Source organism: Microbacterium gorillae (assembly GCF_050990725.1).
In the GTDB taxonomy this organism is placed as follows: Bacteria; Actinomycetota; Actinomycetes; order Actinomycetales; family Microbacteriaceae; genus Microbacterium; species Microbacterium gorillae_A.
The window spans coordinates 2,506,376-2,528,566 of record NZ_CP158844.1 but is presented as its reverse complement, the minus strand read 5'-3'; the positions used below and the strand labels follow the sequence as shown (position 1 = coordinate 2,528,566).

The following is a 22,191-nucleotide window of genomic DNA, read 5'->3' as shown; positions in this document are numbered from 1 at the left end:
GGCACTGATTCAGCCTGTGACACCGCGGAAAAGGTCGACCACCGCTTCACCGACACCCCACAACGCGTACGCCGTCAGCGGGATCGTGAGCAGCCACTCGCGCCAAGACCCCGCGTGACCCAGGATCGGCACGGCAAAGTAGCCGTTCACCTTCCACATCACATTGATGATGGGGAGGGCCTGGACGAACTTCGGTGCTCGGGGCTTGAGCGGCCACAGGAACGGCACACCCTCGATCGTGAGAGCGTCGCCGAGCAGGTGAACGAGGAACCCAATGCCGATGCACACCGGCAACCAGGCGAACTCACTCGGTGCCCACAGCAGCACAGCTCCCGCCATGAGTAGACCGAATAGCCATGCCATCGGCCATGTCTTCACGAGCTTGAGGACCTTGGCCGCGAAGGTCACGCAGGCCGCTGCGGCTGCTGCCGACCCCACCTGGAGGGCGTGATCCCACCCGCTCGGTGTCCATTCGAGGTAGGACAGCGCGGTTGTGCCAGCAACGATTCCGACCACGGCGAGCAACGAGTGCATGCCATGTCTGTGTCCGCCGGTGAGCTTTCCGACGGCGCCTGCTGCGACCCGACCGGCAACTGGCACGGAGTGGGCGATCGTCGCGTTGTGGTGATCGGCGTCGGGGAGGAGCGCAGCGCCAGCGCAGATGACGGAGCCCAGCACAACGGCTGAGGGGCCGAGCGGGTAGAGCCCGAGTGCAGGCACAGCTGTCGACGTCACTGCGACCCAGGACGCGGATCCCGAGATTGCGTGGGATGTTCCCATCATGTTGGCGGCTCCTAGTCGAAGAGGTCATCCGTGACGCGCACGGGAGCGGGAGTGGCGGGGGAGTCGAAGAGGTCGTCGATCGCGAACGAAGGGGAGGTTTTCGGTGGGGGCGTGGGGAGGGAATGCTCGTCCTGAGGGGCGCTCGGAGCGTCGGCCGCCGGGTGCTCTATTGCCAGCGCGGTGACCGGCGCGTGCGACGGTGCCGACTGTGTCGGAGGCTCCACGCTCGCCGAGAGGCCAACCACGAGTTCGACCTCGATTACGCCGGCTTCGCGAAGAGCAAACTCAGCGAGCTCGCCGTGCGTGAGCCCGATGTCATCGAGCACCTCAACCAATGGTGACTCCCACCGGACCGCGTGGATGTGAGGACGCGCTGCCACCCACGCGAGAATCGCGTCGACGGCGAGTGAGCCCGTCACCACAGGCCCGGCCGAGAGCTCGTCGACATCCACGGTCGTTGGATCATCGGAGGACACCCCCGGACCGACGAAAGTCACCCTGTGGGCCCGGCTGTCCGGCTCATGAACGTCGGGTACCGCGCCGACGATCTCCTCGACAGCTCGAATCGTCAGTCCGTCGTCGCCATGAGCCGTCTCGACGGCGGCGACTCCAGCGGCGTCCACGTCATCGAAGTCGAAGTCATCGAACGTGATGCCTTCAGCCAGGCCGAGATCGATCTCTCCCAGGTCCACGATCCCGACATCCAACATGTCGTCGTCCTCGTCGTCGATCCGGCGGCCGAACACTGGCGTCGTATCGATGACCGCAGGCCTGTACGGGGCGGGGTCGAGACGCTCATCATCTGTCAGTGGCGTCCGCTTCGCCGCGATGTGGTCGACCATGGCCTGGAAGTGCTCCGTCTGCGAACCGCCGCCCCACCAGGTCTGCACCGCGAACGCGGCCTGAGCCGTCGACTCGAAGATTCCCCGCCCTCGAGGTACCGCTGGCCCAAGCAACCCCATGGCACCGGCAGCGTCATTGAACGCGGACATCATGTCGCCAAAGTTCATCTTGCCCATCGCGAGGCGAGACATCTGCGACTTCAGCGTCGAGCCGCCCGGGACATACTTCAGGATGTCGGCCGTCAGCTTCTGGCCCATAAGGACCATCACCAGTCCGGTCGCCCGACCTTCTCGAAGAATGCGGCCCAGCGCCCCTCCGATCGTCGCCTTCGCAGCGTTGATCGCGAGCACTTCCGCATGCTCCCGCAGGTCCTGTTCCGTCGGGTTCTCGCCCAGTTTCGGGACGACCTCGGGGATGATTAGCGAGGTGAACTCGTCCATGTACATGCACGTGATGCGCGGACGCACCTCCTCCGGCAGATCCTTCACATTCGAGACGCCGTACTTGCTGTTCAGCTGCTTGCGCTCCTCCAGGAGCTCAACCATCTTCCGGGCGACTGCGACCGTGTCCGGGTACGTCGTGGCACGGTACTTCAGCCACGGGTCTGCGAACGCGAAGTCGTTGAAGCCCTTGTTCGGGTCGGCGGCGTACACGTCCCACATGGACATCAGCTGGTCCGTCAGCAGCGACGTCGCGGCGATGCCCTTACCTGAACCGTTCGATCCGAGGATGAGAAGGTGCGAGTCGAGATCCAGATCCCAGGTGACCGGGGCTCCCTCAACGTTCGTGCCGAACGACGACGAACGCGGTTCCTTCCCCATGGAGTCCCACATGAACGGCGCCGGCATGGGCATCGGGTCCACGTCGCACACCAGTAGCCGCATCGTGTCCGCGTTGTCCGTGTGACGGACGTCGATGAACACCTTGCTGGCGTTCACCCGCATCTTGTCGACGGCCTTCGGCTCCTGGAAATCAGTGATCGACATGCCGCGTGGAATGGTGAACACCAGAGCGTCGACCTGATCGTTCGTGTCGAGCGTGCTCTCATCCAAAAGGCGTGGCGCGCTGCCGTCGACGGGGGAGACGAGCTTCGCGTCGATGAACACCTGCTCCCAGTCCAACGCCGTCGTCACCGCCTTGTTCCGGGGACGCGCGAACTGGATGCCGGCAGCGTTCGGTGGCGCACCGACCACGATGCGCGCACCCTCCGGATGGGAGGTGATTCGGAGCCATTCGGTTGCGCCCATGCCCTGACGGATTTTCTCGGCCGCGGCCTTGACGGCGAGCAGCGTCACGCCCCCATACAGGCGAAGCGTCAGATCCCAGATGTGCTGACGGGACTGCCGGCTGGTGAGCACCATCGAGCTCGTGATCTCGGGGCGCGGGAGCTTCGCCGAATCGAACCCGCGGTTCACGGATGCCGACAGCGCCCACTTCACTGCCTCACCGGAAAGGCCACGTCCTCCAGGCGGAATCATCGCTGGGTTCGCGGGAATCGGTGACATGGACCAGAGCACCTGGAACGCGCCAGGATGACGTTCGCCCGGGCGGTCGCCGCTGATCGGCCAGCCGATCACCGACACGAACGGTGCGTTGTTCAGCGTCGACTGAAGCTTCCGCTCCTTCTCCTCCGTGATGTACAGCTCGGACTGGATTCCCTGCGGGGTCATGAACGGCTGACACTCGATCAGCTGTCCACTGTCGAGGTTCGCTTCCTTGTACACCGCGGACTGGATCCAAGGCTTCTGTTCACCCATCTTCAGGACGTTCGTCCACCGCCCGTCCCACGCGACTTCACGCGCGAGAACCTCGAACCGTTCGCCGAGGTCTGGGTCCGCGAACACGGTCTCCCCGTTGGTGAGAGCGCCAACGTACATGACGGCACCCGCGGACTTGTCGGCGATCACCTCCGCGCCGATGTAGCCCGCGGCTCCGCCTGCGACCACGGGCATCAGATCAGTGCAATCGACATCCGGAGCGCCCCAGATGGTCTCGTACGCTGCAGCGGACACGACACCATCCATCTCCTCCCCGGAGGCATCGATACGGGCCGCGCCGCGGGCGAAAGCTGGCTGGAGCTCCAGCAGCATCGGCTGCGGCCAACCACCCGTGTTCGCTGCGGCCGCGGTTCGCACCAGCATGCGAACCATGTCGAGGTCAGCATCAGGGTCCGTGACATCGACGACAGTGTCGACGGGCCAGGCCACGACAGTGAAGCGCAGCAGATGCTTGGACCCGGGTATCGACTGCCCCTTGCTGTCGACATCGGGTTCGTTGAGGATGCTCACTCGCATTCCTGCGCCGAGAGTGGGTGCGATCTTCGAGAGCATGCCGAGAGCTCCGGCGGAGCCGAGTGTCGCGGGGGCATCAAACGTGTCGACGTGCACCGGCAGCTGGTCATCGTGGCCGAGTCGGGTGTGTGAGACGAGGAATGGGGCGGGGTCGATCTTCAGGGTCTGCCACCTCGGTGCCCACGCTGCTCTGGCTTCGACTGTGTTCACCCAGTCGGTGTGAGCTTCCGGAAGCGATTGGCCGCGCAGGAACGCTGCGGCAGCCATGAGCGCGAAGCCAGCAGCTGTGAGCGGAGGGGGCGTGATGAGCCACGTGATGTTCAGCGCGTTCAGGATCACGAGGGTTGCCGTCACCGTCACGGCGGCGATGCCGGCGGCACCGGACAGGACAGCGAGCACGGGCCGGTCGCGCTTCTTGCTCGCTGCGACGAAGTCTCCGACGTTGACGCTCGGACGAGGGTCGCTGATTGACGCGAACCGACGGCGAGCTGCTGCGATCTGCACGACGATGACGTAGGCGGCGATAGCGTTCGGCCACATCAGCCACTGGCCAGCCCCGGGGAGGATTCCCCACATGTCGAACGCGTCCACAGGGAGCGTGGATGCGACAAGCGCCGCTCCGATCGCGATGAACGACATGAAGCGAGTGGGGACGACCAGCCACGCGCCAGCGAAGACCACTTTCACGACGGCGACGGCCTTCTTCAACGGCGGGAGCATCGCCGCGACCTTGTCGGCGCGATCGTTGATGTCGCGGAGCTCGGACGGGTCGTTCAGCAGCCAGTCCGTCGACGGGATGAACAGCTTCCAGCGCAGCGATGCCCAGGTTCGATGGCGGAGCATCACGCGCTCCTCGCCAGGGTTGCCGATGGTGGGATACCCGGCGGCGTCCTTCTTGCCCGTCATCTGTGGCGGGGTGGACATCCACGCTGCGATCACGAGGATGATCAGGGCGACAGCGACACCGGGCAGACGCAACAGTGACGCTCCGATGCCGGCGGCGACGGCGAGGCCAGCGAGTAGCGGCGCGAGGTTAGGGGTGGGTGCAGCGGCGACGGCCATGTCGGGTGGCCCTTCGAGTCAGTGGACGAGAGAACGCAGGGCAGCGACGACTCGCGGGTCAGCGGAACGGGTGCCTACACGGCGCGCGGCGCAGCGCTCGAATGCGTCACCGGTGACCGCTACGGCTGACTGTGGGTGGTACGCCCACAGCGCCGTCGAGCCGTTCGGAGATGACGGCCAGATCACCAGCAACGACTGTCGCAAGTGCGCGGACACGCCAGCACGCTGAAGGTGCTTGGCGATCGCCGATACCGCTGTCGGGAGAGTGCGCTTGTCTGCGAACGGGAACCGGGCCAGTCCGCGACGCGTGGTGCCGAGGGTCCAGTAGAACCCGGGCTTCCACGACTTCGAGTCGAGCAGCGTGACGTCGTTGCCGGAGATGACTGCGTGGTCGATGTTCGCGCTGAACCCGGGGATCGGGATACGCAGGTCATGCAGCACCGTCGGACCCCCTGGTTGCAGCGCGAGAGCGTTCAGAATCCGAGCGGTGCGCTGCTCGCCCCGCTGCCCGACTCGTGCCACGTCAGCGTTCGCTGCCCATCCGGCGGAGCCCGCGTTAAGGGAGCCGCCGGCGGTGCCGATGATTGCGCCCGGGACGCTCATCCGAGCACCTTGATCAGCCATCCGACGAGGGCGAGGACGAGTGCCCCTCCGATGAGAACGGACGTGGTGATGGCGCCGGCACGAGTGCCGAAGAAGCCGTTGATCGTGTCAGCGTCCCGTGCCGTTCGCTCGGACCGGCTGGGTTGGCTGTGGTTGTCGCTCATACCCACCACCCCTGCGGCAGGAAGGTGGGCGGGGACACGTTTCGAGTCAGTACCGCAGTCGCTCGGGAATGGTCACTCGAGGTGCGCTTCCGCGCGCACGGCCAGTGGACTTTCGGACCTCACCGGTGCGTGGATTCACACGGACCTGCTTCAGCTTTCCGTACCCCGATCGCCGCAAGGAGAGCACGTGAAGAGGCGGCCGGCTCGGGTTCATCTCCCTGATGTGCTCCGGTACTGATCGCAGGCCGCTGGAGTTGCGGATGACCGCAAGCGGGTCGTGCATTCTGGTCGGCGCAGGCACATCGAACTCGTCCAGGAGATCAGCGGGAATCCACTCGCCTTGCGTGCCTGTTGGCCGCTGCGCGCGCAGGCGAAGGAAGTCGTCGGAAGCCTCGCCGCGTGCGGGGAACCAGTCCCGCCAGTCGATGACGAACATCCGATCCGCTGTGCGGTTGAGGGACGTCCCGGGATACAGGCGCGCGGCGCGAGCAACCTGCTTGCGGACAGTCAGATGCAGGCCGCCGTTGTTCCTGTCCGTCACCGCACCAGCTGCGCGGTCGGCGACGATGAACACGACAACCAGACCCGTATCGTCGTACGCGCGGCGTTCCAGAAGGCGCGCCCACATCTCCGCCTTCCGCTGGAACCCACTCGTTCCAACAGAAGCTGTCAGCTCCACGGCGATGCGCACACCATCATGACGGACGATGACCGCATCCGCTGTCTGCTGGGACCGGCCCGGGGGCTCCGGCAGGCCGACGCTGGTATACGCGAGCGTGTTCACATGCGCCTGCCGTTCACCGAGCACTGTTCCCACCCGAAGGAACTCCGATACCCGCAACCCGAGCTCAGTGGTGAGAACGTTATGTCGGTCGTACTGACCACCCGTCAGGAACTTCAGCCCACCGGTGACCGACACCCACTCCGCATACGACAAGCGTGGCTTGATCAGCCGGTCAAACGCCTTCGAAGCGGACGGCCGGAGCATCCGACCGCGAGCAGCCTGAGGACCACCGAGCGCGGCACCGATCGCTCCCGCATCGATCAGCTCCAGCGCGAACAGATCGGCGATGACGCGCCGATGCTGCGCTGAGCTCACCGACGCACCGTTGAACGCCGCGGCCTGCTCAGCTGTGACCGTCCGCCACCCCGAGAGCTGACCGAGGAGGTCAAGCTTCGCGTCCCAGTCGGCGCCGATCCGCGCTGAAGCAACCGCCGGATCCGCGCGGAGCGCTGCAGGTCGGCGGCCGGCAAGACCTGCCCGCTCCAACCGCTCCAGATGCTCCCGCGAGACCCACTGTGCGTGAGAGCCGAACTGCCACACACCGTCCCAGTACGGGTCGAGCCTTTCGGCCGTCCGATGCGGAGCGAACGGGGTTGCTGACGGGAGGTCCGCGAACCTCATGCTGCGAGAGCCCATTCCCACGTACCGGCGTCTCGCTGCGAACGATAGTCGGGCACCTTCGCCGTGAACGGCTCCAGCCTGCGACCGTTCGAGGTCGCCCGAATGATCGCCTCGTACCGGTCGAGGTTCGTAATGTCGGACGAATCCCACTGCCCACCGGAGAGCGTGAGATCGGCGACGAGCTCGCGCACCGTCGTCGGCTCGTTCTGCGCGTACAGCATGAGTGTCCCGAACCCGAGCACGGCGCTTCGGACAGCGGGGATCAACGTGTCCGGAGTCTGGGTGGCGAACACCGCCCGGACACCATTCGCGCGAGCGTCGTGACGCATCCACGTGATCACCTCCGCGCTGGCAGCGGCGATGTGCTTCACCTCATCGGAGAAGATCGACACCGCTCGCCCCTGCTCGAACCAGCCGATGCACGTGCGCTTGATCTCCTCCGCCAGCGTGTACAGCAGCAGCCCGGACAGGTCGGTGCGGAGCTTGTCATCGGGCAGCAGCCCCGACGGGGAAGCGCCCGTGTTCACGATGACCGCGATGTTGTTCTCCAGCAGCGCCTTCCACGTCGTCTGCTTCGGGCGAGACCACCAGTGCTCTGCCTCCATGAGCGCGGCCACCTTCGTGCGGGGTGCATCGACCAGGCCGTTGCGCTGCGCGGGAGTGCGACCACCGCCGTACACCGGTGCCAACTGCGCGACTGCCTCCGCAAGCTCCGGATCAGCACCCGGCATTGCCGCCGCGTCAGCGATAGCCGCGGCGAGTTCCACACCAGCGTCATCACCGAGGTTCGTCAGCAGCACGTTCGCGAAGTAGAACGGCGACGCGTCAGCACGGAGGGCGCGGACCGTCACCCGACGTGCGATCTCCGGCGTGACAAGCTTCGCCGCAGCGAGCACACGGGTGAGCGTGTCGAACGAGCGCGGGCCGATGGAATCGGCGCCCCAGATGTACACCAGCGCGTTCGTGACCTGCCGAGCCCAACTCGTCGCGTTCAGCCCATGATCCGGGAACAGATCGATGCCGACCGGATCCGTGGGATCAGCGGTCTGAACAACCAAGGCCCGGTCACCGACGAACGCCGACCACGCCGCGTACTCGCGGGTGGCCATGCCATCACCCTTGGTGTCGAACGCGATGAGTGCATGCTGCGCCGGGAAGCCGAACGCACCAGACGGTCGCACACGCTCCGCGCTCATCACACCCCACAGATGCTCCATGAACGCGGTCTTGCCGCTACCGGCCTGGCCGAGGATCCCGAGCCCGGACCACAGGTCACCCGCGGACAGGTATGTCATCACGTCATGGTTGTAGCCAGCGCACGGTCCGATGCGTTCGCGCAGCTCCGCCGGCGCGACGCGGAGGCGGGTCGTCGCGTTGCCGGAGGCCGCGCCCGCGTGCGGTGCGACGAACGCGAGCGGGATGTGAGCGCCGACAAGGAACGCGGTCGGCGCGAGCGGGTAGTCGCCATCGAATGAGCCCTGCTCGGTCACGACCGTCTGACCATCGCGGCCGATGGTTGTGGAGCTGCGGGCAGCCTTCGGCGGGCGCGGTCGGTTCATCTTCACGGGCGCACGGGGGAGACGTCCGTCCGGAAGGCCGAGCTGAATCGTGCGCCACAGTGACGGCAGGAAGCCGCGCCATGTCAGCAGCGACGACACCGCCAAGCCGGCCGACGCGGCTGCAGCAGCCAACCCGATCAACGGTTCCGCCAGTACCGCGAACGACGCCCACGAGATCGCGCCAGTGACAGCGGCGATCGCCAGCCAGACAAGCGCAGGCTGCGACGTCGACACCGACCGTGACACGACACTCAAACCGAACCCGGGAATGGCGGACGCGGCACGGATCAGAACCTCCCGTGCACGCGCTGGTGTGCGCGCGCCCGCGAAGAACTGAGCGACCGGAGCGCCTGACTTCCTTGAGTGGTGGGTGCGCATCCCGTGGTAGTCCAACCACTGCGCCTGCCAGCGAACCTCAGTGCGCTGCTTCGCTTTCCGTGTCGACACCGCCAGCCATTCGCCCGGCATCAGCATGTCGCCGATGATGTGCGACAGCGCCGCGAAGTCCGCGCCCGCCTGAGTGTCCTGCAGGGGTGTCGTCCCGGTGCGGAAATGAAGCCTCGCGATGCCGCCAACCTGCGTCAGATCGGGGATGGTCTCCAGCTCTTCCGAGTGCGCCGCCATCGCGCGCGCAACGGAGAACGCGACGCCCTCCTGGCCGGGCTGGTCGTCGACAACGAACAGGTGCTCCAGGCCGCCATCTGTGGCCAAGGTCACGAAGGTCGCCCCGTCAGCGGCCCCTGCCAGAGCGGACGCCGCGGCGTTCTCCAAGTCCGTCGGCGACAGCTGAAGAGTGCCCGACTTCGTCATGCGGAATGCGCGCGAACCGCGCTTCGAGGAGGTCTTCACACCACCCCACCCCTGCGGCAATCAGACGGCCGAAAAGCGGGCCGTGCACAATGCTCAGAGGAAACGTCCCAGGCGTGCAAAACGCCCAAGATCGACGCGAAAAGCGCGCCCCAGTTTCCCCCGCCTCCTGGGGCACCTCTCTGACGTTTCTTTCACGGCACGCCTTCGGCCTTCGGCTTGCGGCGTTCTGTGTCGTTCCGTGTCGTGGTGCGAGGCGTCCTGTGCGTGCCGCGGCTTGATGCCGCGTCTCGGCTCAGGCTTCGCAGGTCACTGTCACCTGGTGTTGCCTTCGGCTGTGACAGTGCCCTGCTTCGGGGAACCCATGCTGGGGGCTTGATGGACTTCGCTTCGCTGCGCGCAGCGCGTCATGGTGCAGTCCGGAGCGGACCTCACTATGTGCAGGGGGAGGGGGCATGATGCACACGTTCTGCGCAGCATGCTGCTTCACGCTGCGCGTGAACAAGATGGTCACCATCCAGACGTACGTCACGACACCGGGGCGCTCACCGGACGCTGCCACAGGCACAGGCACACGCCACAGAACCCAGAGGGCAGGGACACGGAGCAGAACGAGAACAAGACGCAGCAGAACGCAGCACACCGAACAAGAAGCCACACAATGCAGCACAACGCCAGCATCGCGAGGGCCGGTGAGCGAAGCGAGCCAGGCCCGAGCTCATATTTATGTGACGGTTCGGGGCCCGGGGATGCGTGCTGGCTGGTCGGTTGCGGGCTGGTCGGCTATCGCCGCGCTGTCGCTCGCGGGGCTCGCTCGGGTCGCTTCGCTCCTGTCGGGTGCGGCTGGGAAGCCCTGATGCGGCGGCGTGTCGGCTGGTATGGTGGCCCCTGTTCTTCTCCCAATTTCTTTCGACGGGGCCTCCTGAATGTCAGTGACCACTCGTGTGGCTATCGCCTCTTTCGATGACGTGATCGGGTCGTTGGAGTTGAACGTCCCGGATGCGGCGACCGTTCAGGTCGCGTGGGCGAGGTCGCATCAGAAGTGCGCGGTGATGGGGCTCTTCGATGATGAGGGTGCGCTGTTGGATGTGAAGCCGGATGTGCTCGCGCGGCTGACGAGTCTGATCGCTCGCCCAGTGTCGGAGGAGGCGCTTCGGTTGGCGTTCCCGGATGCCGATACGGAGACGTCTGGTTCGGTGCTGCTGAACGTTCGAGTGAGCGAGCCGTTGTCCGCTGTGACGGCAGAGTATGTACTGGATCGGTTGGCTGCGGGTGATGTGGTCGCTGATGGTGAGGTGCGGGATGCGCTCTGGCTGCTGCTGAACGCGCTGGTGCTGCCGGCGGGGGCGGTGCGGGTACGCCGTATTGTGATGGTTCCTGAGGTTGTTGGTGATGCGCTGTTCGAACCGGTGGAGCTGCTGGAGCGGCCGGATGGAAGTGGGACGGCGGTGTCGTGGGCTGATGCTTCCGCTCATATGCCGCCGATGATCGGTCGTGGTGTTGCGGTGTTCGCGAGTGTGTTGGCAGAGCGTGCGGAGCGCGCGTCGAACTTGACGGGCCAGAACACGGTCCTGATGGACGCGCTCGTCAGTATCTGACGGGTGCGCTCAGTCGTCCCCGAACGCGTCGTCGATGCCGGCGCGCCATCCTCGGTTGTGTGCTGCGGTCCAGAGTCGATTGAGCACGTCGGGGATCTCTTGACCGTCGGCGATCATCTTCGCGGCGATGCGTATGGCGGTCGGTGCGGTGCGTGCGCGGCTGAGGGCGATCGAGTCGTTGATGTACGCCCGTTCCTTGTCGGTCTTCCGTCCACGGCGTCGGGGTTCTGCTGCGCGGCGGAGGTCGTCGGCGGCGGTCGCTTTGTCGTGTAGTTCGATGATGAGTCGGCGGGCGGTCGCGGTGTCCACTTCGACAGCACTGTGCTCGTCGATGTGGATCGTGTGAACGCTGGCCTTGCCCTCTTCACGGATCTGCTTGTCCAGTTCGCTTGCGATGCGGTGCGCGTCGTTGCTGGTGATGCGCAGCTCGACGCGTGGCGTGTGCAGCTGCAGGGCAACCTGTCCGGGGTGCGCGGTGATGGTGATGTCAGTAGGGGTGCTCATATGAGGGCTTCCTGGTCGAAGTCGTATGCCTGCTCGTAGTAGCCGTCGGGTGCAGGTTCGTAGACCTGACGCTCGTATTCCGGGAATGACATCCGGGGATGCGTTTCCCACCATTCGAGGAGCTCTTCGCTGGCCCATCGGCGTGCGTAGTAGCGGTTGCTGGTGAACAGGGTGAGTGGGTCGATGCCGCGGCGGATGGCTTCGGGGTTCAGGAGCGCGCCGTTGGTTGCTGCTTCCGCGTCCAGGTAGCTCTGTGTGCGTACGAGACTGAACTCGTCACGCAGGCGTTTCTGCTCCGCGAAAGCATCACGGAGGATCGGAGACAGTGGGCGATTTCGGCTCACTGTTCCAGCTCGTCCGTGATGGTGCACATGCTCTCCACATGCGCGGCTCCGCGGGGCGTTGCTGCTTCGTATCGGCGCCGGCAGCACGGGGAACGACGAACGCTGAGCGACGGAGGGTCGCTCAGCGTTCTATGCTCTGGGGCGCGGTTGGTCAGGCGGCTCGGCGTTGGCGTTGACTGTTGAAGTCGATCGCTTCGAGGTTGAGCTCCTGGCGGATCCGCAAGACGGTCTTGTCGGCACAGTGCAGTGTCTCGGCGATGCGTTGGTCGGAGTAGAGCTGTGCGTGGAGACGGGTGACGGCTTCCCGTCGCTCCGCTGGTTTGAGCCGCACTCGTTCACCGGCGACCGCGAGCTCCACTGCGGTCTCGTCGATGTCGTCATCGTCGTCATCGTCGGCTGCCGGCGGTTCCGCGTCGTTGTCGATGTCGTCCCATGCCATAGGTGGAAGCCAGCGTCGGTCTCGCGCGTAGCAGAGCGCTCGTGAGTACGCGATGCTGTCTCGCCATTCGTCCTTCGGCGGAGTCACATCCCACAACTCGTCGTACACCGCCGCGACAGCCCGGTGCGTGGCGACGGTCACACGGTCTCGCTTCATCAGCGAGGTCATGTTCGACGGGGAGACACCGATCCGGGCTGCTAGTTTCTTGAGCGACCAGCCGCGGGCGACGAGAGCTTGCAGCCGTCGATGTGCGCCACGGGATGGGATCGACCGGCCTTCCGCTAGGGAGGCGAGGTTGGGTTTCACCGCGAGAATTCGTTCCGCGTTCTCTCGCTTGATGCGCTTCGGGATCTCACCCTTCCGCGGACCAGGATCCTGACGACCCCAGATGATGTTCCGGACACCGGTGATGCCGACCCCGGAGAGAGCGGCGACGCGCTTGTAGCCGATGCCGAACTCCACGAGCATCAGCAGATGCTGCCGAACCGGTTCAGCGTCCACGAGTCCGGCGTCGTACCGACCGTAGGCCTTCAGCTTCGCGACGCGCGTGTCGCTCTCGGCCCGGTGCCTGGAGCAGGCAGTGCAGCGGCACTGGTGAAGGTTGTAGCAGACCAGCGACCCCGCGTGCTTGTGCTCCGGCGGGCAGATCACACGGTTGCGTGCTCGGGGCGGGAGCTTCTGGTGCTGCCCGAGGGTTCCGGCCTTCCACGCTGCCTGGTAGTGCGCGCGGCAGAGGCGGCGCGCGACTGGCTTCCGTTCACATCCGTCCGCGGTGCACATCTGCGGCTTCCCGGTCATGGTGTGGGCCGGTCGTTGAGGTCGTGACGCTGAACGTGAGCGTGGTCCTCCTTCGCCAGGATCTGGCTGAAGTCGTGGCGGAGCTCCTCCAGCTTCTGCGCCGCTTCGCATGCGTCATGGGCGTTCCGTGATTCGCGCGCTTTCGTGAGGCTGGTCGTGAGTTCAGCCTGCGTCTTGGTGAACGGCTCGACGGCGTGCCAGACCAGCTTGTCGGAGTGCGCGCCGACATAGAACTTGCCGCGGAGGCCGGTCGGCTTCGTGATCTTGTCGAGCTGTCGGAACAACCGCTCGTTGCGGGAGATACCGATGGACTGCAGGATGATGCCGGCTCCGAACCCGAGCGAAACACATGCCAGAGCGATCAGAAGCACTGAAATGACGACGCCCCCGACGACCTTCAGCACATCCCCGAAAGCAGGGGCGGCGAGCCCGAACATGACGAGGATCACGGTGATCGGGTAGATGACATCCCAGATCGTCACGCGGGCGACCTTGAACGCTCGCGCCGCGGCGATGGCTGTGGCTCTGCCGACGTTCGCCATCCAGTTCGCATCGATCTGATCGATGAGGGCGTTTGCCTCTGCGATGTGGGCGGGGTCGACGACCTTCGTGTCCTTCAGGGAGATGGTCTCGTTGACCACTCGGCGGCCGTGCTTGGTGATGATCATGTGTCTCTCGTTTCGTCATGACTGCGGCGCGCGATTGTCATTCGCCGCATCGTGTGGTCAGTCGGCTTGGGCGAGGTGGTGAAGACGCGCGATCGCGAGGTTCGCCTGCTCGATCGCGAGGGTGATGGGGCGCAGAGCCTGGGCGACGTGTTCGCGCTGCTCGTCGATGGGGAGGTGAGCGATTCGCTCGAGCACGTTCGGCATGTGAGCGCCGAGGAGCATCTTGTCCTCCATCAAGCGAGTGAGCGTCCGGTTGCGGTAGATCGCGGGGGAGTCGACGCCGCCGCGGACGATCGCTTCCACTCGGATGCTGTCGCGTCCGATGCGATCAAGGCGGTGCGTGATGACGTCGAGCTCAGTGGGGGAGGTGATGACCATGCTCACCACATGCGCGGCTGCCGCAGGGGTGGAGCGGTGACGATTGGAAAGAACGATGGGATTCCGAGCTCGAAGCCCCTTGCACCGCGCTGAACAACCTCATCCATTGCACCGAAAGATCGCTCAACTCTCGGACCGTGCCGTCGAGCAGTTGAGGGTCGGGTCATTCGTGCTTGGAGCAGTAGCCGCGTCCGCGTTGTGGCCGCTGATCGCGACCGTACCGGACCAAGCAGGTCGCGAGGCCGTTGCGTCTTTCGATTGGGACCTGTTCTCGATCGCTCTGGCGGGTTGCGTGCTGACTGGTCTTGCTGGGGCCGTACTGAACGGCTTGATGTTCGACGAACAGCTGCGTCGGCTGTCCGCTGGCGGGGAGCAGGGAACCGAGCGTTGATGTGGCGTGACGTTCTCGGTGGCATTTCGTTGGTTCTCGCTCTCGCCCAGGCCCTCCCGTATCTGGTGAGCATTCTTCGGGGCCGAACACGCCCCAGCGTGACGAGCTATCTGATCTGGGCTGCGATTGCCGTGCTCGAGGCTGCGGCGTTCGTCGCTTCAGTTGGCCTCGCGCCCGTTTCATGGCCGAGAATCGCGTTCGCTGTGACGAGCGTCACGATCTTGTTCTTCGCGGTCTTCACGGGACGCCGCACTCCGTTCACCCGCTTCGAGGGGTGTGCACTCGTCGCTGCGGTAGGCGGCGGCGTCGTCTGGCTCGCCTGGGAGACTCCGGTAGCCACGTTGCTGGTGAGCGCGGCGGTTGCCGCAATTGCCTACGCCACGACGATCAAGAAGCTCGCTGCCCATCCGGGAAGCGAAGACGGATTGTCGTGGTCTCTGACCGCTACCGCTGGCGTTCTGAACGTCGTCGTCCTGACGACGTTCAGCCCGGCGGTGGTACTCCCGCTTGCAGTGACCATCGTCGGTTCTGTCACCATCTCGGTGATGCTCTTCGTGAACTGGCGCCGGAGCCGTTGTGTATCGCACCCGGCCATCGAGGGAACCTCGCTCAACGAAACTGGGCCGGATCCAGCATGGTGATAACCGTGCTCACCACTTGCGCGACTGCCGCAGGGGTGGAGCCGTGACGATTGGAATGAACGATGAGCGTCTTGCGAATGCAGAACCTGTTGACGTCCCACGGATACCAGCTACTCGATGAACCCGGGTTCATCAGTGGCCGCCGATCGGACGGGACCGTCGGGCTGTTCACCTGGGGCAACGACGTTCACGCGTCCTCGAAGCTGCTTCCCCGGAGGTACCTTGTAGTCAGCTAGGAACTTGGCCGCTATCGTCTGCCGATGGTCGAGTGGGAGCGGTGGATGCCCGTGGCCGAGCAGACGGCGAGACCGTGGGCCGATGTCGTCGCCGAGTTCGACGCAGTGTTCGCGCCCGTGCTCGACGGCACGGCACCGGCATCGGCATTGGATACCGAGCGTTACACCCTGGGCGGGGGACTCGTGGGTCTCCTGCCGGAAGCCGGCCTGGTGCGATTGGGATCCACCAAGGGCGTTCATCGGGTGCGCCACAGCGATGGTGAGTTCGCGTTGAGCGTCAACGGCCGCACTGTCACGGCTCGCACCGCTGACGGGACGAGCGAGGAGATTGAGCTTCGAGCCGACGTGACCTGGGAGGACCTCGCGGAGTGGCTCTGGCGGCTGCCTTCCTTGATCATCACGACGATGACTCTTGTCCTAGTCGAACGACGAAAGAACTGTCCGATGAGCGCCGACGCTGAATGTCCCTCGAGGATCGCCCTCACCGGCCTTGTCGCGCAGCGCGACGGGCGCGCGCGGCAGAGGCGTGCCGTACGTTGCTGAGCTGCGTCGAGCGCGAGCGCAGTGGACGCACCCCGCACGCGTGATCAGTCGCGTCCCGCGACCGGACGTCTGGGACGCTGACAATCGAATAGCATGCAAGCGTGACCTCCGCCACTACACCACCGGTGCCGACCCCGAGCATGGTCGTTCCTATCGTGGCTCCGGTCCCGTCTCGAAGGCGGTGGGCACCGCTTCAGGCCTGGCGCAATCGGGTCCATTGGTCTCGCAGTGAGCGTGCAGAGTGGCTTGCGCTGGCTGTAGACGCCGGACTCGGGTATCTGCGCGACCAGACTGACGAGTTCACCAGGTTGAGAGATCGCTCAATCCTGTTCGCATCATTCATCGGAACGGCTTGTGCGTTCCTTGTCAGCGCTGCGGTCTCCATCCCTTCCGAGTCGAGAGGGGCCTGGTTCTACGCGGTATCGATCTCCGGTACGGCCGCCGTCGCAGCGATGGTGTTTTGTGTCATCGTCATCACCATCCCACGCCGTGAGTTCTCCAATGTTCTGAGCGCCACGCTGCTTGTGGACTGGGTGCAGCGACCGCACGAGTACCCGCACAGGCGTTCACTCGAGGCGGCGCGAGCGCGACTTGCTACTGTTGTGTTGCCAGAAATGACCAGGAAGAACGAGGATGTTCTCATCCGCTTGCGGCGTTGGCACATAGGGCTTCTGATTTGCGGGACTCTTGCTCTCGCCATTTGGGGTCTCTTGGTTTGGCGGCTTGCGTGAGTCAGAAGCCGCAAAGCCCACCGCCGCCGCAGCCTGACGAGGGCGACTCCGATGACAACCCTGCGATCACTCGCCGCATGCGAAGCTCGGGCACGGATGGTGACGTGGAGTGGTTCACGATCGTTTTGCACCCGCACTCGACAACTCGTTTCCTCGAGGCCCTAGCCGCAGCCCTCCAAGAGCACATCGATATCGGACGAATCGAGGGATTTGTAATTTCGCCGCTGCCAGTTCCTCTGGAGTTGGAGGACTCCTTCCGGGGGCGACGCGCAACCGCGAGGGCGATCGTATTCTCCGTGCAACGCGGGACATTCTCTCTTGACGAGCTTGCTCGTGTCCGAGGGGTTTTGTGGGCGCAAGTATTCCTTTCGGTCGAGGCAGCGCAGGCAAGTTTGAGATCAAGAGACCTGGTCTGGCTCAAGGACTACTGGCTAGCGCGGCGTGACGTCCGCCAACTTCGAGTGTTTTGGCGACGGCAGGCAAAGACCGACACATGACGTGGCTACAGCATGTTGCGCCACCTTCGGTTGTCCAATAGGCATACCCGCCTGGATTAGCACAGCCATCCCCTCCAGCTCAACAGCCGTCTGCTGTACAACGATTACCTGGAGCAATGGCAGGCATTCGGGTTTCCGCGGCGTCGATCACCCGCACCAGGCGCCTGATGAGGTGGATGAGGCGATGCCGTCGGCACGACTGCGGTCCGAGTCCCGCCTCGCCCCGCGCCAAGGTCAGCCGCCAGCGGACAGCAACCCCCGTGGGCGTGTTCTGTGGATCGTTCTTCATCGCTCCGCGTCGCCACGAACGGCCGCGCATGTGCTGTAAATGACCACATCTGAGGCTGACATCCCGCGCGGTCCACTCCGCGTTCCGTGCCCATACTGCGGTGCCGATGAAGGCGTCAGGTGCCAGACGTCGTCGGGGCGTGACTCCCGTTCGTTGCACGACGGGAGGCGAAACGCGTACCGGATGCGCCTGAGACGCCGAAGGTTCGTCGTCGAAATCCTCCACGACGACGAGCGCCTTGGGCTGCGCGCCGGCGAACAGTACGTCGCTCAGGCCTATGTACTCGATCCTGAAAAGGTTGCGCTGATCGGCCGGCTTCCCGACGGCTTTAACCCGCAGTGCAACCAATACTGGACCGAGGTTGCGTGGCTGAGTTGGCGCACCTGAGACGTCGAGTTCGCGCGGTGAGCTCCATCTCGGCCACGATGCGGATCGGTTCGGTGACTCGAGCGATCGATCGGGATCAGTACCTGGTCGCTGCCTACGACTCGATCGAGCCCTTCAACCAGCACATCGTGGTCGTGCTGCCGGACCTCGCAGAGCCGACCTGGGTGCTGCGACCTGGCGCTCGGACTGTTCGCCGATCGAACGTCATGGCACTGGCCGTCCCATCGCTGGAGACGCTCACCCTGCCCATCGCCCGCCAGCTCACGCGCGTCGCCACCGACTACATCACCGTGCGCGAGTTCCCGCGCGAAAGCCGTCGGCGCGGCATCGTCAGCCCGGGCGCACTCGTCCGCAACTTCTCGGATCCCTCATGACCAGCTTCCACATGTCACTGACAGGCCATCGGCCGAACAAACTCGACGGGTATGACCTGTCCACCCCCTTCTACGACCTGCTTCGGCAGACGCTCCGGACAGCGATCACCGGTGCCCTGGACGTGCACGAGCACGTGACTCTGCACAGCGGATTGGCGTTGGGCGCCGACACTGTGTGGTCGACCATGATCCTGGAAGCACGTGCAGCTCATCCTGGTCGTGTGGCATTCGTGGCTGAGGTGCCGACGATGCTTCAGTCAGGGCGCTGGCATGAAGGCGACCAGGCATTCTGGCGTCAACAGATGGCGTCCGCTGATGCCGTGAACGTCTACGCTTCCGAGTACTCGCCGCGCGCCATGCAGCTGCGCAACGAGGGCATGGTCCGAGCCGCCAACCTTCTGCTGGCGGTATGGGATGGCTCTTCGAGCGGAACAGGACACGCGGTGCGGTACGCCGGCGAGAACGGCGTGCTCATGCACGCATGGCACCCCGATGAGTTCCGAGCATGACCGACGAACCAGGGCTCGGCGAGCCGAGCTCGAAAGTCGCTGCGCGCGCCGCATCATCGGACGACGTCAGCTCCCGCGTGTACGGGGCCGCGCTTCCTGCAGGCGCGCTCTGCTGCGTGTTGGTGAAGCTGAACCCCATCCCGTTCGGATCCCGAGTCGTGGCCAAGTGGGAGCCCGTGTACGTGGAGATCCCCGAGGGGCGATCGGTGCACCGTACCGGCGCGGCCGTCAACGATGTCCTGGTCGCCGGCATCAGCCACCGACACAACTATGTCGGGTCCAAGCCCTACCCGTGGACGCACTGGGTACTCGACATGCTCGGCTATCAGAACGGTGACAAGCTCCACGATCCTTTTCGCCGGATCCGGTGCGGTCACGCTCGGTGTCGAGTTGCACATGCTGCCAGCTGACCTACGCTGCGCCAGCTGCGGGACGCCTATCGTGCAACTGTCGACGGGTCGCCTGCGTCGCACATGCTCAGATGCGTGCAGGCGTCGTCTCGCTCGCAGATCATGACGAGCACCGGCGCCCCTCCGGTCGCGAGCCAAGAAGTATCTTGACACCAGGGGCTAGTTGATGTGATCAAGGAAAGCTCCTGCATCGGCGTGAACCTTTCAGAGTTGACCGGACATACCTGTTGTGACCGGTGTATCCGCCGAGGTAGCCGAACTGTCGAGGAGGACAACATGGGAGATGCCGTAGCTTCGTCGAACGATCGCTGGAAGGCGCCAGCATGGCAGCGATGGCTTGCAATCGTCATCTTCGCCGTGGCGTCCTTGATCCTGACGATTCGGTTTCCACCCGCAGATGCGCTCGGTTGGATCGCACAGCAACTTGGTACGACTTATGGGGTGCCAATGTTGTTCGTGGCAGCGATGTTCGTCCTCGTGGGCTGCTTGCTCATCAAGGAGCGTCGCTTGCGTGTTCTTCGGTACATCTCGTTCGTAATCGCCGCGTACATCGGCTTGAGCGGGGTTCTGCTGATTGCAACGCCGGTCTGACAACCCAACAAGAAAGGTTCAAAGATGAATTTCACGATGTTTGGCAGCAGGAAGCGACGTGCCATCACCTGGGCGGCAGCGGGATCCGTTCTCGCTCTCGCGCTAGCGTTCCCGACAGCAGCCTCGGCCTCAACGGGACTGCCTTCGGATGAGAGCGTGTCGGCTGCTCTGAATGCAGAGTTGCAGGCGGCTTCTGCTGCGTCAGGCGGCACAGTTACCATCAGCGACGTGACGGTGGATGTGAGCCCTGAGCTCGTGAGTGCTGCCGGAAGCTCTGACCCGGACGTGATCGCGACGTATATTCTCAGTGAGGCGCAGAGCGTTGCGGCCTCTGGGGAAGCGGTCGCACAGTTGTCTGCCGGCAGCGAAGCACGGAACCTCGCGCCTTCGTCGTCGGCAGCGCTTCGGGCGTCCAAGACTCAGAACTACACGGCGGATCAGCTCACCGCCCTCCCGTCGATCGGTGTCGCGTGGGTGAACCAGGACATGACCGTCAACTTCACTGGGAACACGATCAACAGCGTCACCCTCAACGGCAACTCGTACGGGACCGGAATCTCGGTGTTCGTGTATTCGCACATCAACACCCGCCTGGAATACCGCCTCAACCGTACATGCCTGTTCACGCACATGAAGGGCACCTTCAGCGCCATCATCAAGGGTGCGCCCCTGAGCTTCGCTGCAGAAGTGCTCGCTTCGGACGGTCCACGCAACGGCAACATGTCGGACATCCTTTACACATCCTGCTGATCTGAGACTGTGGGTCGCTCGCCTATGACCTCAAGGGGAGCGGCCCACAGCCTCATGCCTATGACGCACCACTTGTGCGATGCCTAGTAAAGTTGACATGAGATCGATTGTCGGATAATCCCAGGATCGCTGTGATCGGCACCCGATCGGTTGTAGGGTGGCGTCGATGTGAGGAGCCATCGCACATTCGCGTGGGCCATCTCACGGGGAGCGAACCACACCTGATGGTGTGGGCTAAAAGGATCGGGGTGGATGTGAGCCGTTATGCGTTGAGCCTGCCGGGGTATGAGCAGCAGAGCATCTGGGGGACCGACTCAGGAACGATGAGTGTGTGGGCGTACCTGTGGAGGAACGGCACTGACGGGAACGCGCCGCCTGCACTGAGCGTCATGGAACCGACTCTCGATCTGGCCATCCGGGAGATCTCGGATAAGGCACGTATGGACTACGTCGATGTGTTTCTGGCATTGGCTGCGGCAAGACTTGATGACCGTGACGAGCTTTTGCTGGCGTCCCTGGTGCCGGCGCGGGGCGCGGATCGAGCCTGGATTGAGCGCCTCTTGAGCTGTGGCATCGATTGGGTTGAGGACGAGGCTCGCGAAGTCGTCAGCTACAGGTACCCGGACATCGAGGCGCGCATCCCGCGGAGTCAGGCCTAGTGGTGCGTTACGGACACCAGGGCAAGGGCCGTGTCAGGCGCGTCTAGCAAGCGCTCATGGGCGGCCTTCTGACTCGTTCGACGTCGACCGTCAGCTGGAGGTCTCGCGGTTCTTCCGAGCGCCGGGGATCGGAGTGCCGCGCATGTGGTCGTCATGGATGATGTGACCGCGCGTACGATCCCAGCCGGAGCCCGAGTTGACCGCAGTTACTGGGCGCTGCCGACGGCCTACTCGATCGGGGACGAGTTCTCCACTGAGGAACAGGCATTGTCAGTGGGGATCGATCGCATGCGGGCGGCAGTTGCCGGCCATCAGGGCGGTGGTGTTCCCCTCCCGGAACGGTTTGAGGTGGACCTGCGCTGGACGTTGTCCTGGGCGAGGAGCGCGGACGCACCGGCTGGCGGCATGGACATCGTGGTATCGCGGCGCACGTACGAGTCTGTCGCTGAGGCAGAGCAGCACCTGTCCTTGATCCGTCGACACGCGGGCGCAGAGCAGCGCACGTATGAGTCTTTCGCTGACCTGTCCTTGATCCGTCGACACGCGGGCGCAGAGCGACGGTGAGCCTGGGGTCGGACCGGATGCGCTCCGGCCCGGCCCCAGCTCATCAGTCGCCGTCTGGTCCGTGGATGATGAAGCGAATCACGGCCGACCAGAATTCAGCGACGGTCGTGTCATCGTCCTTGTCGGTCCCAGCGATCCACCAGAGTGGCGCGCCGATGCCGAGAATCAAGGCCAACACGGGTGTCGCGCCGAGGAAGTAACTCCCGAGCGCGACAGCCGCGCCCACGGAGACGCCGACCCGGACACGGGGCCTGCCGGAGATGATGTGGTCAATCAACCAGATGAGGACGGTGACGATGAGTGTCGCCAGGGCGACGAGGGTTGCATCGGACATGAGATGCCTTTCGTTGAGTTGCTCGATACCCTGCGGCGA

General features: G+C 64.6%; 22 protein-coding genes and 1 pseudogene. 11 read left to right on the top strand and 12 right to left on the bottom strand.

All coding sequences use genetic code 11. The features are described from left to right. Window positions 1–9: 9 nt before the first annotated feature. The 6 genes from ABTV68_RS11665 to ABTV68_RS11640 are packed head-to-tail and all read right to left on the bottom strand — an operon-like array spanning window position 10 to window position 9,520. Window positions 10–783 (bottom strand): metal-dependent hydrolase, encoded by a 774-nt coding sequence (locus tag ABTV68_RS11665; protein WP_433673847.1) that lies wholly within the window; start codon window positions 781–783, stop codon window positions 10–12. 11 nt (window positions 784–794) lie between these two features. Then, a complete protein-coding gene (locus ABTV68_RS11660; protein ID WP_433673846.1) occupies window positions 795–4,979 on the bottom strand; it encodes a hypothetical protein in 4,185 nt (1,394 codons plus the stop codon). Between the two features lie 18 nt (window positions 4,980–4,997). Continuing rightward, entirely contained in the window at window positions 4,998–5,582 is a 585-nt protein-coding gene (locus tag ABTV68_RS11655) for a nuclease-related domain-containing protein (RefSeq protein WP_433673845.1), read from the bottom strand. Then, a complete protein-coding gene (locus tag ABTV68_RS11650; RefSeq protein ID WP_433673844.1) occupies window positions 5,579–5,746 on the bottom strand; it encodes a hypothetical protein in 168 nt (55 codons plus the stop codon). Before ABTV68_RS11650 ends, ABTV68_RS11655 begins: the two co-directional genes overlap by 4 nt. A 46-nt stretch (window positions 5,747–5,792) precedes the next feature. Further along, window positions 5,793–7,151 carry a hypothetical protein gene (locus ABTV68_RS11645; RefSeq protein WP_433673843.1) on the bottom strand — a complete coding sequence of 453 codons (1,359 nt, stop codon included), beginning with the start codon at window positions 7,149–7,151 and terminating at the stop codon, window positions 5,793–5,795. Continuing rightward, window positions 7,148–9,520, bottom strand: a complete 2,373-nt coding sequence (locus ABTV68_RS11640) for a hypothetical protein (protein ID WP_433673842.1) — start codon at window positions 9,518–9,520, stop codon at window positions 7,148–7,150. Before ABTV68_RS11640 ends, ABTV68_RS11645 begins: the two co-directional genes overlap by 4 nt. A 923-nt stretch (window positions 9,521–10,443) precedes the next feature. On the opposite strand from ABTV68_RS11640, the gene ABTV68_RS11635 reads away from it, so the two are divergent. Beyond that, a complete protein-coding gene (locus tag ABTV68_RS11635; RefSeq protein WP_433673840.1) occupies window positions 10,444–11,115 on the top strand; it encodes a hypothetical protein in 672 nt (223 codons plus the stop codon). A gap of 9 nt (window positions 11,116–11,124) precedes the next feature. On the opposite strand, the gene ABTV68_RS11630 is transcribed toward ABTV68_RS11635, so the two are convergent. From ABTV68_RS11630 to ABTV68_RS11610, 5 genes are all read right to left on the bottom strand, one after another. Next, a complete protein-coding gene (locus tag ABTV68_RS11630) occupies window positions 11,125–11,619 on the bottom strand; it encodes a hypothetical protein (RefSeq protein WP_433673839.1) in 495 nt (164 codons plus the stop codon). Further along, complete coding sequence (locus ABTV68_RS11625; protein ID WP_433673838.1) at window positions 11,616–11,963, bottom strand: hypothetical protein; 348 nt, start codon at window positions 11,961–11,963, stop codon at window positions 11,616–11,618. The genes ABTV68_RS11630 and ABTV68_RS11625 overlap by 4 nt, the downstream gene beginning before the upstream one ends. A 151-nt stretch (window positions 11,964–12,114) precedes the next feature. Continuing rightward, window positions 12,115–13,200, bottom strand: a complete 1,086-nt coding sequence (locus ABTV68_RS11620; RefSeq protein ID WP_433673837.1) for a hypothetical protein — start codon at window positions 13,198–13,200, stop codon at window positions 12,115–12,117. Beyond that, on the bottom strand, window positions 13,197–13,868 hold the full coding sequence (locus ABTV68_RS11615) for a hypothetical protein (protein ID WP_433673836.1): 672 nt from the start codon (window positions 13,866–13,868) through the stop codon (window positions 13,197–13,199). The genes ABTV68_RS11620 and ABTV68_RS11615 overlap by 4 nt, the downstream gene beginning before the upstream one ends. Window positions 13,869–13,925: 57 nt before the next feature. Further along, the gene (locus tag ABTV68_RS11610; protein ID WP_433673835.1) at window positions 13,926–14,246 is read right to left on the bottom strand and encodes a hypothetical protein; all 321 of its coding nucleotides are present in this window, start codon (window positions 14,244–14,246) and stop codon (window positions 13,926–13,928) included. 522 nt (window positions 14,247–14,768) lie between these two features. Here ABTV68_RS11610 and ABTV68_RS11605 point away from each other — a divergent pair. The 10 genes and pseudogenes from ABTV68_RS11605 to ABTV68_RS11560 all read left to right on the top strand — a co-directional run bounded on the left by ABTV68_RS11605 (window position 14,769) and on the right by ABTV68_RS11560 (window position 21,254). Beyond that, window positions 14,769–15,278, top strand: coding sequence for a hypothetical protein (locus tag ABTV68_RS11605; RefSeq protein ID WP_433673834.1), 510 nt, complete (start codon window positions 14,769–14,771; stop codon window positions 15,276–15,278). A gap of 260 nt (window positions 15,279–15,538) precedes the next feature. Then, a complete protein-coding gene (locus ABTV68_RS11600) occupies window positions 15,539–16,057 on the top strand; it encodes a hypothetical protein (protein ID WP_433673833.1) in 519 nt (172 codons plus the stop codon). A 1,556-nt stretch (window positions 16,058–17,613) separates the two neighbouring features. Beyond that, window positions 17,614–17,718, top strand: a pseudogene (locus tag ABTV68_RS11595) (zinc finger domain-containing protein); the annotation flags it as partial. A gap of 39 nt (window positions 17,719–17,757) precedes the next feature. Continuing rightward, window positions 17,758–17,961, top strand: coding sequence for a hypothetical protein (locus tag ABTV68_RS11590; protein ID WP_433677673.1), 204 nt, complete (start codon window positions 17,758–17,760; stop codon window positions 17,959–17,961). Window positions 17,962–17,978: 17 nt separating this feature from the next. Continuing rightward, entirely contained in the window at window positions 17,979–18,335 is a 357-nt protein-coding gene (locus ABTV68_RS11585) for a hypothetical protein (protein WP_433673832.1), read from the top strand. Continuing rightward, on the top strand, window positions 18,332–18,844 hold the full coding sequence (locus tag ABTV68_RS11580) for an SLOG family protein (RefSeq protein ID WP_433673831.1): 513 nt from the start codon (window positions 18,332–18,334) through the stop codon (window positions 18,842–18,844). Before ABTV68_RS11585 ends, ABTV68_RS11580 begins: the two co-directional genes overlap by 4 nt. Further along, window positions 18,841–19,254, top strand: coding sequence for a hypothetical protein (locus ABTV68_RS11575; RefSeq protein WP_433673829.1), 414 nt, complete (start codon window positions 18,841–18,843; stop codon window positions 19,252–19,254). The genes ABTV68_RS11580 and ABTV68_RS11575 overlap by 4 nt, the downstream gene beginning before the upstream one ends. 276 nt (window positions 19,255–19,530) lie before the next feature. Then, window positions 19,531–19,845: a hypothetical protein gene (locus ABTV68_RS11570; RefSeq protein WP_433673828.1), complete on the top strand. Its 315-nt coding sequence runs from the start codon at window positions 19,531–19,533 to the stop codon at window positions 19,843–19,845. Between the two features lie 228 nt (window positions 19,846–20,073). After that, on the top strand, window positions 20,074–20,595 hold the full coding sequence (locus tag ABTV68_RS11565) for a hypothetical protein (RefSeq protein WP_433673826.1): 522 nt from the start codon (window positions 20,074–20,076) through the stop codon (window positions 20,593–20,595). 248 nt (window positions 20,596–20,843) lie between these two features. Beyond that, window positions 20,844–21,254: a hypothetical protein gene (locus tag ABTV68_RS11560; RefSeq protein WP_433673825.1), complete on the top strand. Its 411-nt coding sequence runs from the start codon at window positions 20,844–20,846 to the stop codon at window positions 21,252–21,254. A 607-nt stretch (window positions 21,255–21,861) separates the two neighbouring features. On the opposite strand, the gene ABTV68_RS11555 is transcribed toward ABTV68_RS11560, so the two are convergent. Beyond that, entirely contained in the window at window positions 21,862–22,152 is a 291-nt protein-coding gene (locus tag ABTV68_RS11555) for a hypothetical protein (protein ID WP_433673824.1), read from the bottom strand. Window positions 22,153–22,191 lie beyond the last annotated feature (39 nt).

Coding starts and splice junctions, on each gene's coding strand:
- ABTV68_RS11665 (WP_433673847.1), bottom strand. CDS start 783: ATGATGGGAACATCCCACGCAATCTCGGGATCCGCGTCCTGGGTCGCA.
- ABTV68_RS11660 (WP_433673846.1), bottom strand. CDS start 4,979: ATGGCCGTCGCCGCTGCACCCACCCCTAACCTCGCGCCGCTACTCGCT.
- ABTV68_RS11655 (WP_433673845.1), bottom strand. CDS start 5,582: ATGAGCGTCCCGGGCGCAATCATCGGCACCGCCGGCGGCTCCCTTAAC.
- ABTV68_RS11650 (WP_433673844.1), bottom strand. CDS start 5,746: ATGAGCGACAACCACAGCCAACCCAGCCGGTCCGAGCGAACGGCACGG.
- ABTV68_RS11645 (WP_433673843.1), bottom strand. CDS start 7,151: ATGAGGTTCGCGGACCTCCCGTCAGCAACCCCGTTCGCTCCGCATCGG.
- ABTV68_RS11640 (WP_433673842.1), bottom strand. CDS start 9,520: ATGACGAAGTCGGGCACTCTTCAGCTGTCGCCGACGGACTTGGAGAAC.
- ABTV68_RS11635 (WP_433673840.1), top strand. CDS start 10,444: ATGTCAGTGACCACTCGTGTGGCTATCGCCTCTTTCGATGACGTGATC.
- ABTV68_RS11630 (WP_433673839.1), bottom strand. CDS start 11,619: ATGAGCACCCCTACTGACATCACCATCACCGCGCACCCCGGACAGGTT.
- ABTV68_RS11620 (WP_433673837.1), bottom strand. CDS start 13,200: ATGACCGGGAAGCCGCAGATGTGCACCGCGGACGGATGTGAACGGAAG.
- ABTV68_RS11615 (WP_433673836.1), bottom strand. CDS start 13,868: ATGATCATCACCAAGCACGGCCGCCGAGTGGTCAACGAGACCATCTCC.
- ABTV68_RS11610 (WP_433673835.1), bottom strand. CDS start 14,246: ATGGTCATCACCTCCCCCACTGAGCTCGACGTCATCACGCACCGCCTT.
- ABTV68_RS11600 (WP_433673833.1), top strand. CDS start 15,539: ATGGTCGAGTGGGAGCGGTGGATGCCCGTGGCCGAGCAGACGGCGAGA.
- ABTV68_RS11590 (WP_433677673.1), top strand. CDS start 17,758: ATGCGCCTGAGACGCCGAAGGTTCGTCGTCGAAATCCTCCACGACGAC.
- ABTV68_RS11580 (WP_433673831.1), top strand. CDS start 18,332: ATGACCAGCTTCCACATGTCACTGACAGGCCATCGGCCGAACAAACTC.
- ABTV68_RS11575 (WP_433673829.1), top strand. CDS start 18,841: ATGACCGACGAACCAGGGCTCGGCGAGCCGAGCTCGAAAGTCGCTGCG.
- ABTV68_RS11570 (WP_433673828.1), top strand. CDS start 19,531: ATGGGAGATGCCGTAGCTTCGTCGAACGATCGCTGGAAGGCGCCAGCA.
- ABTV68_RS11555 (WP_433673824.1), bottom strand. CDS start 22,152: ATGTCCGATGCAACCCTCGTCGCCCTGGCGACACTCATCGTCACCGTC.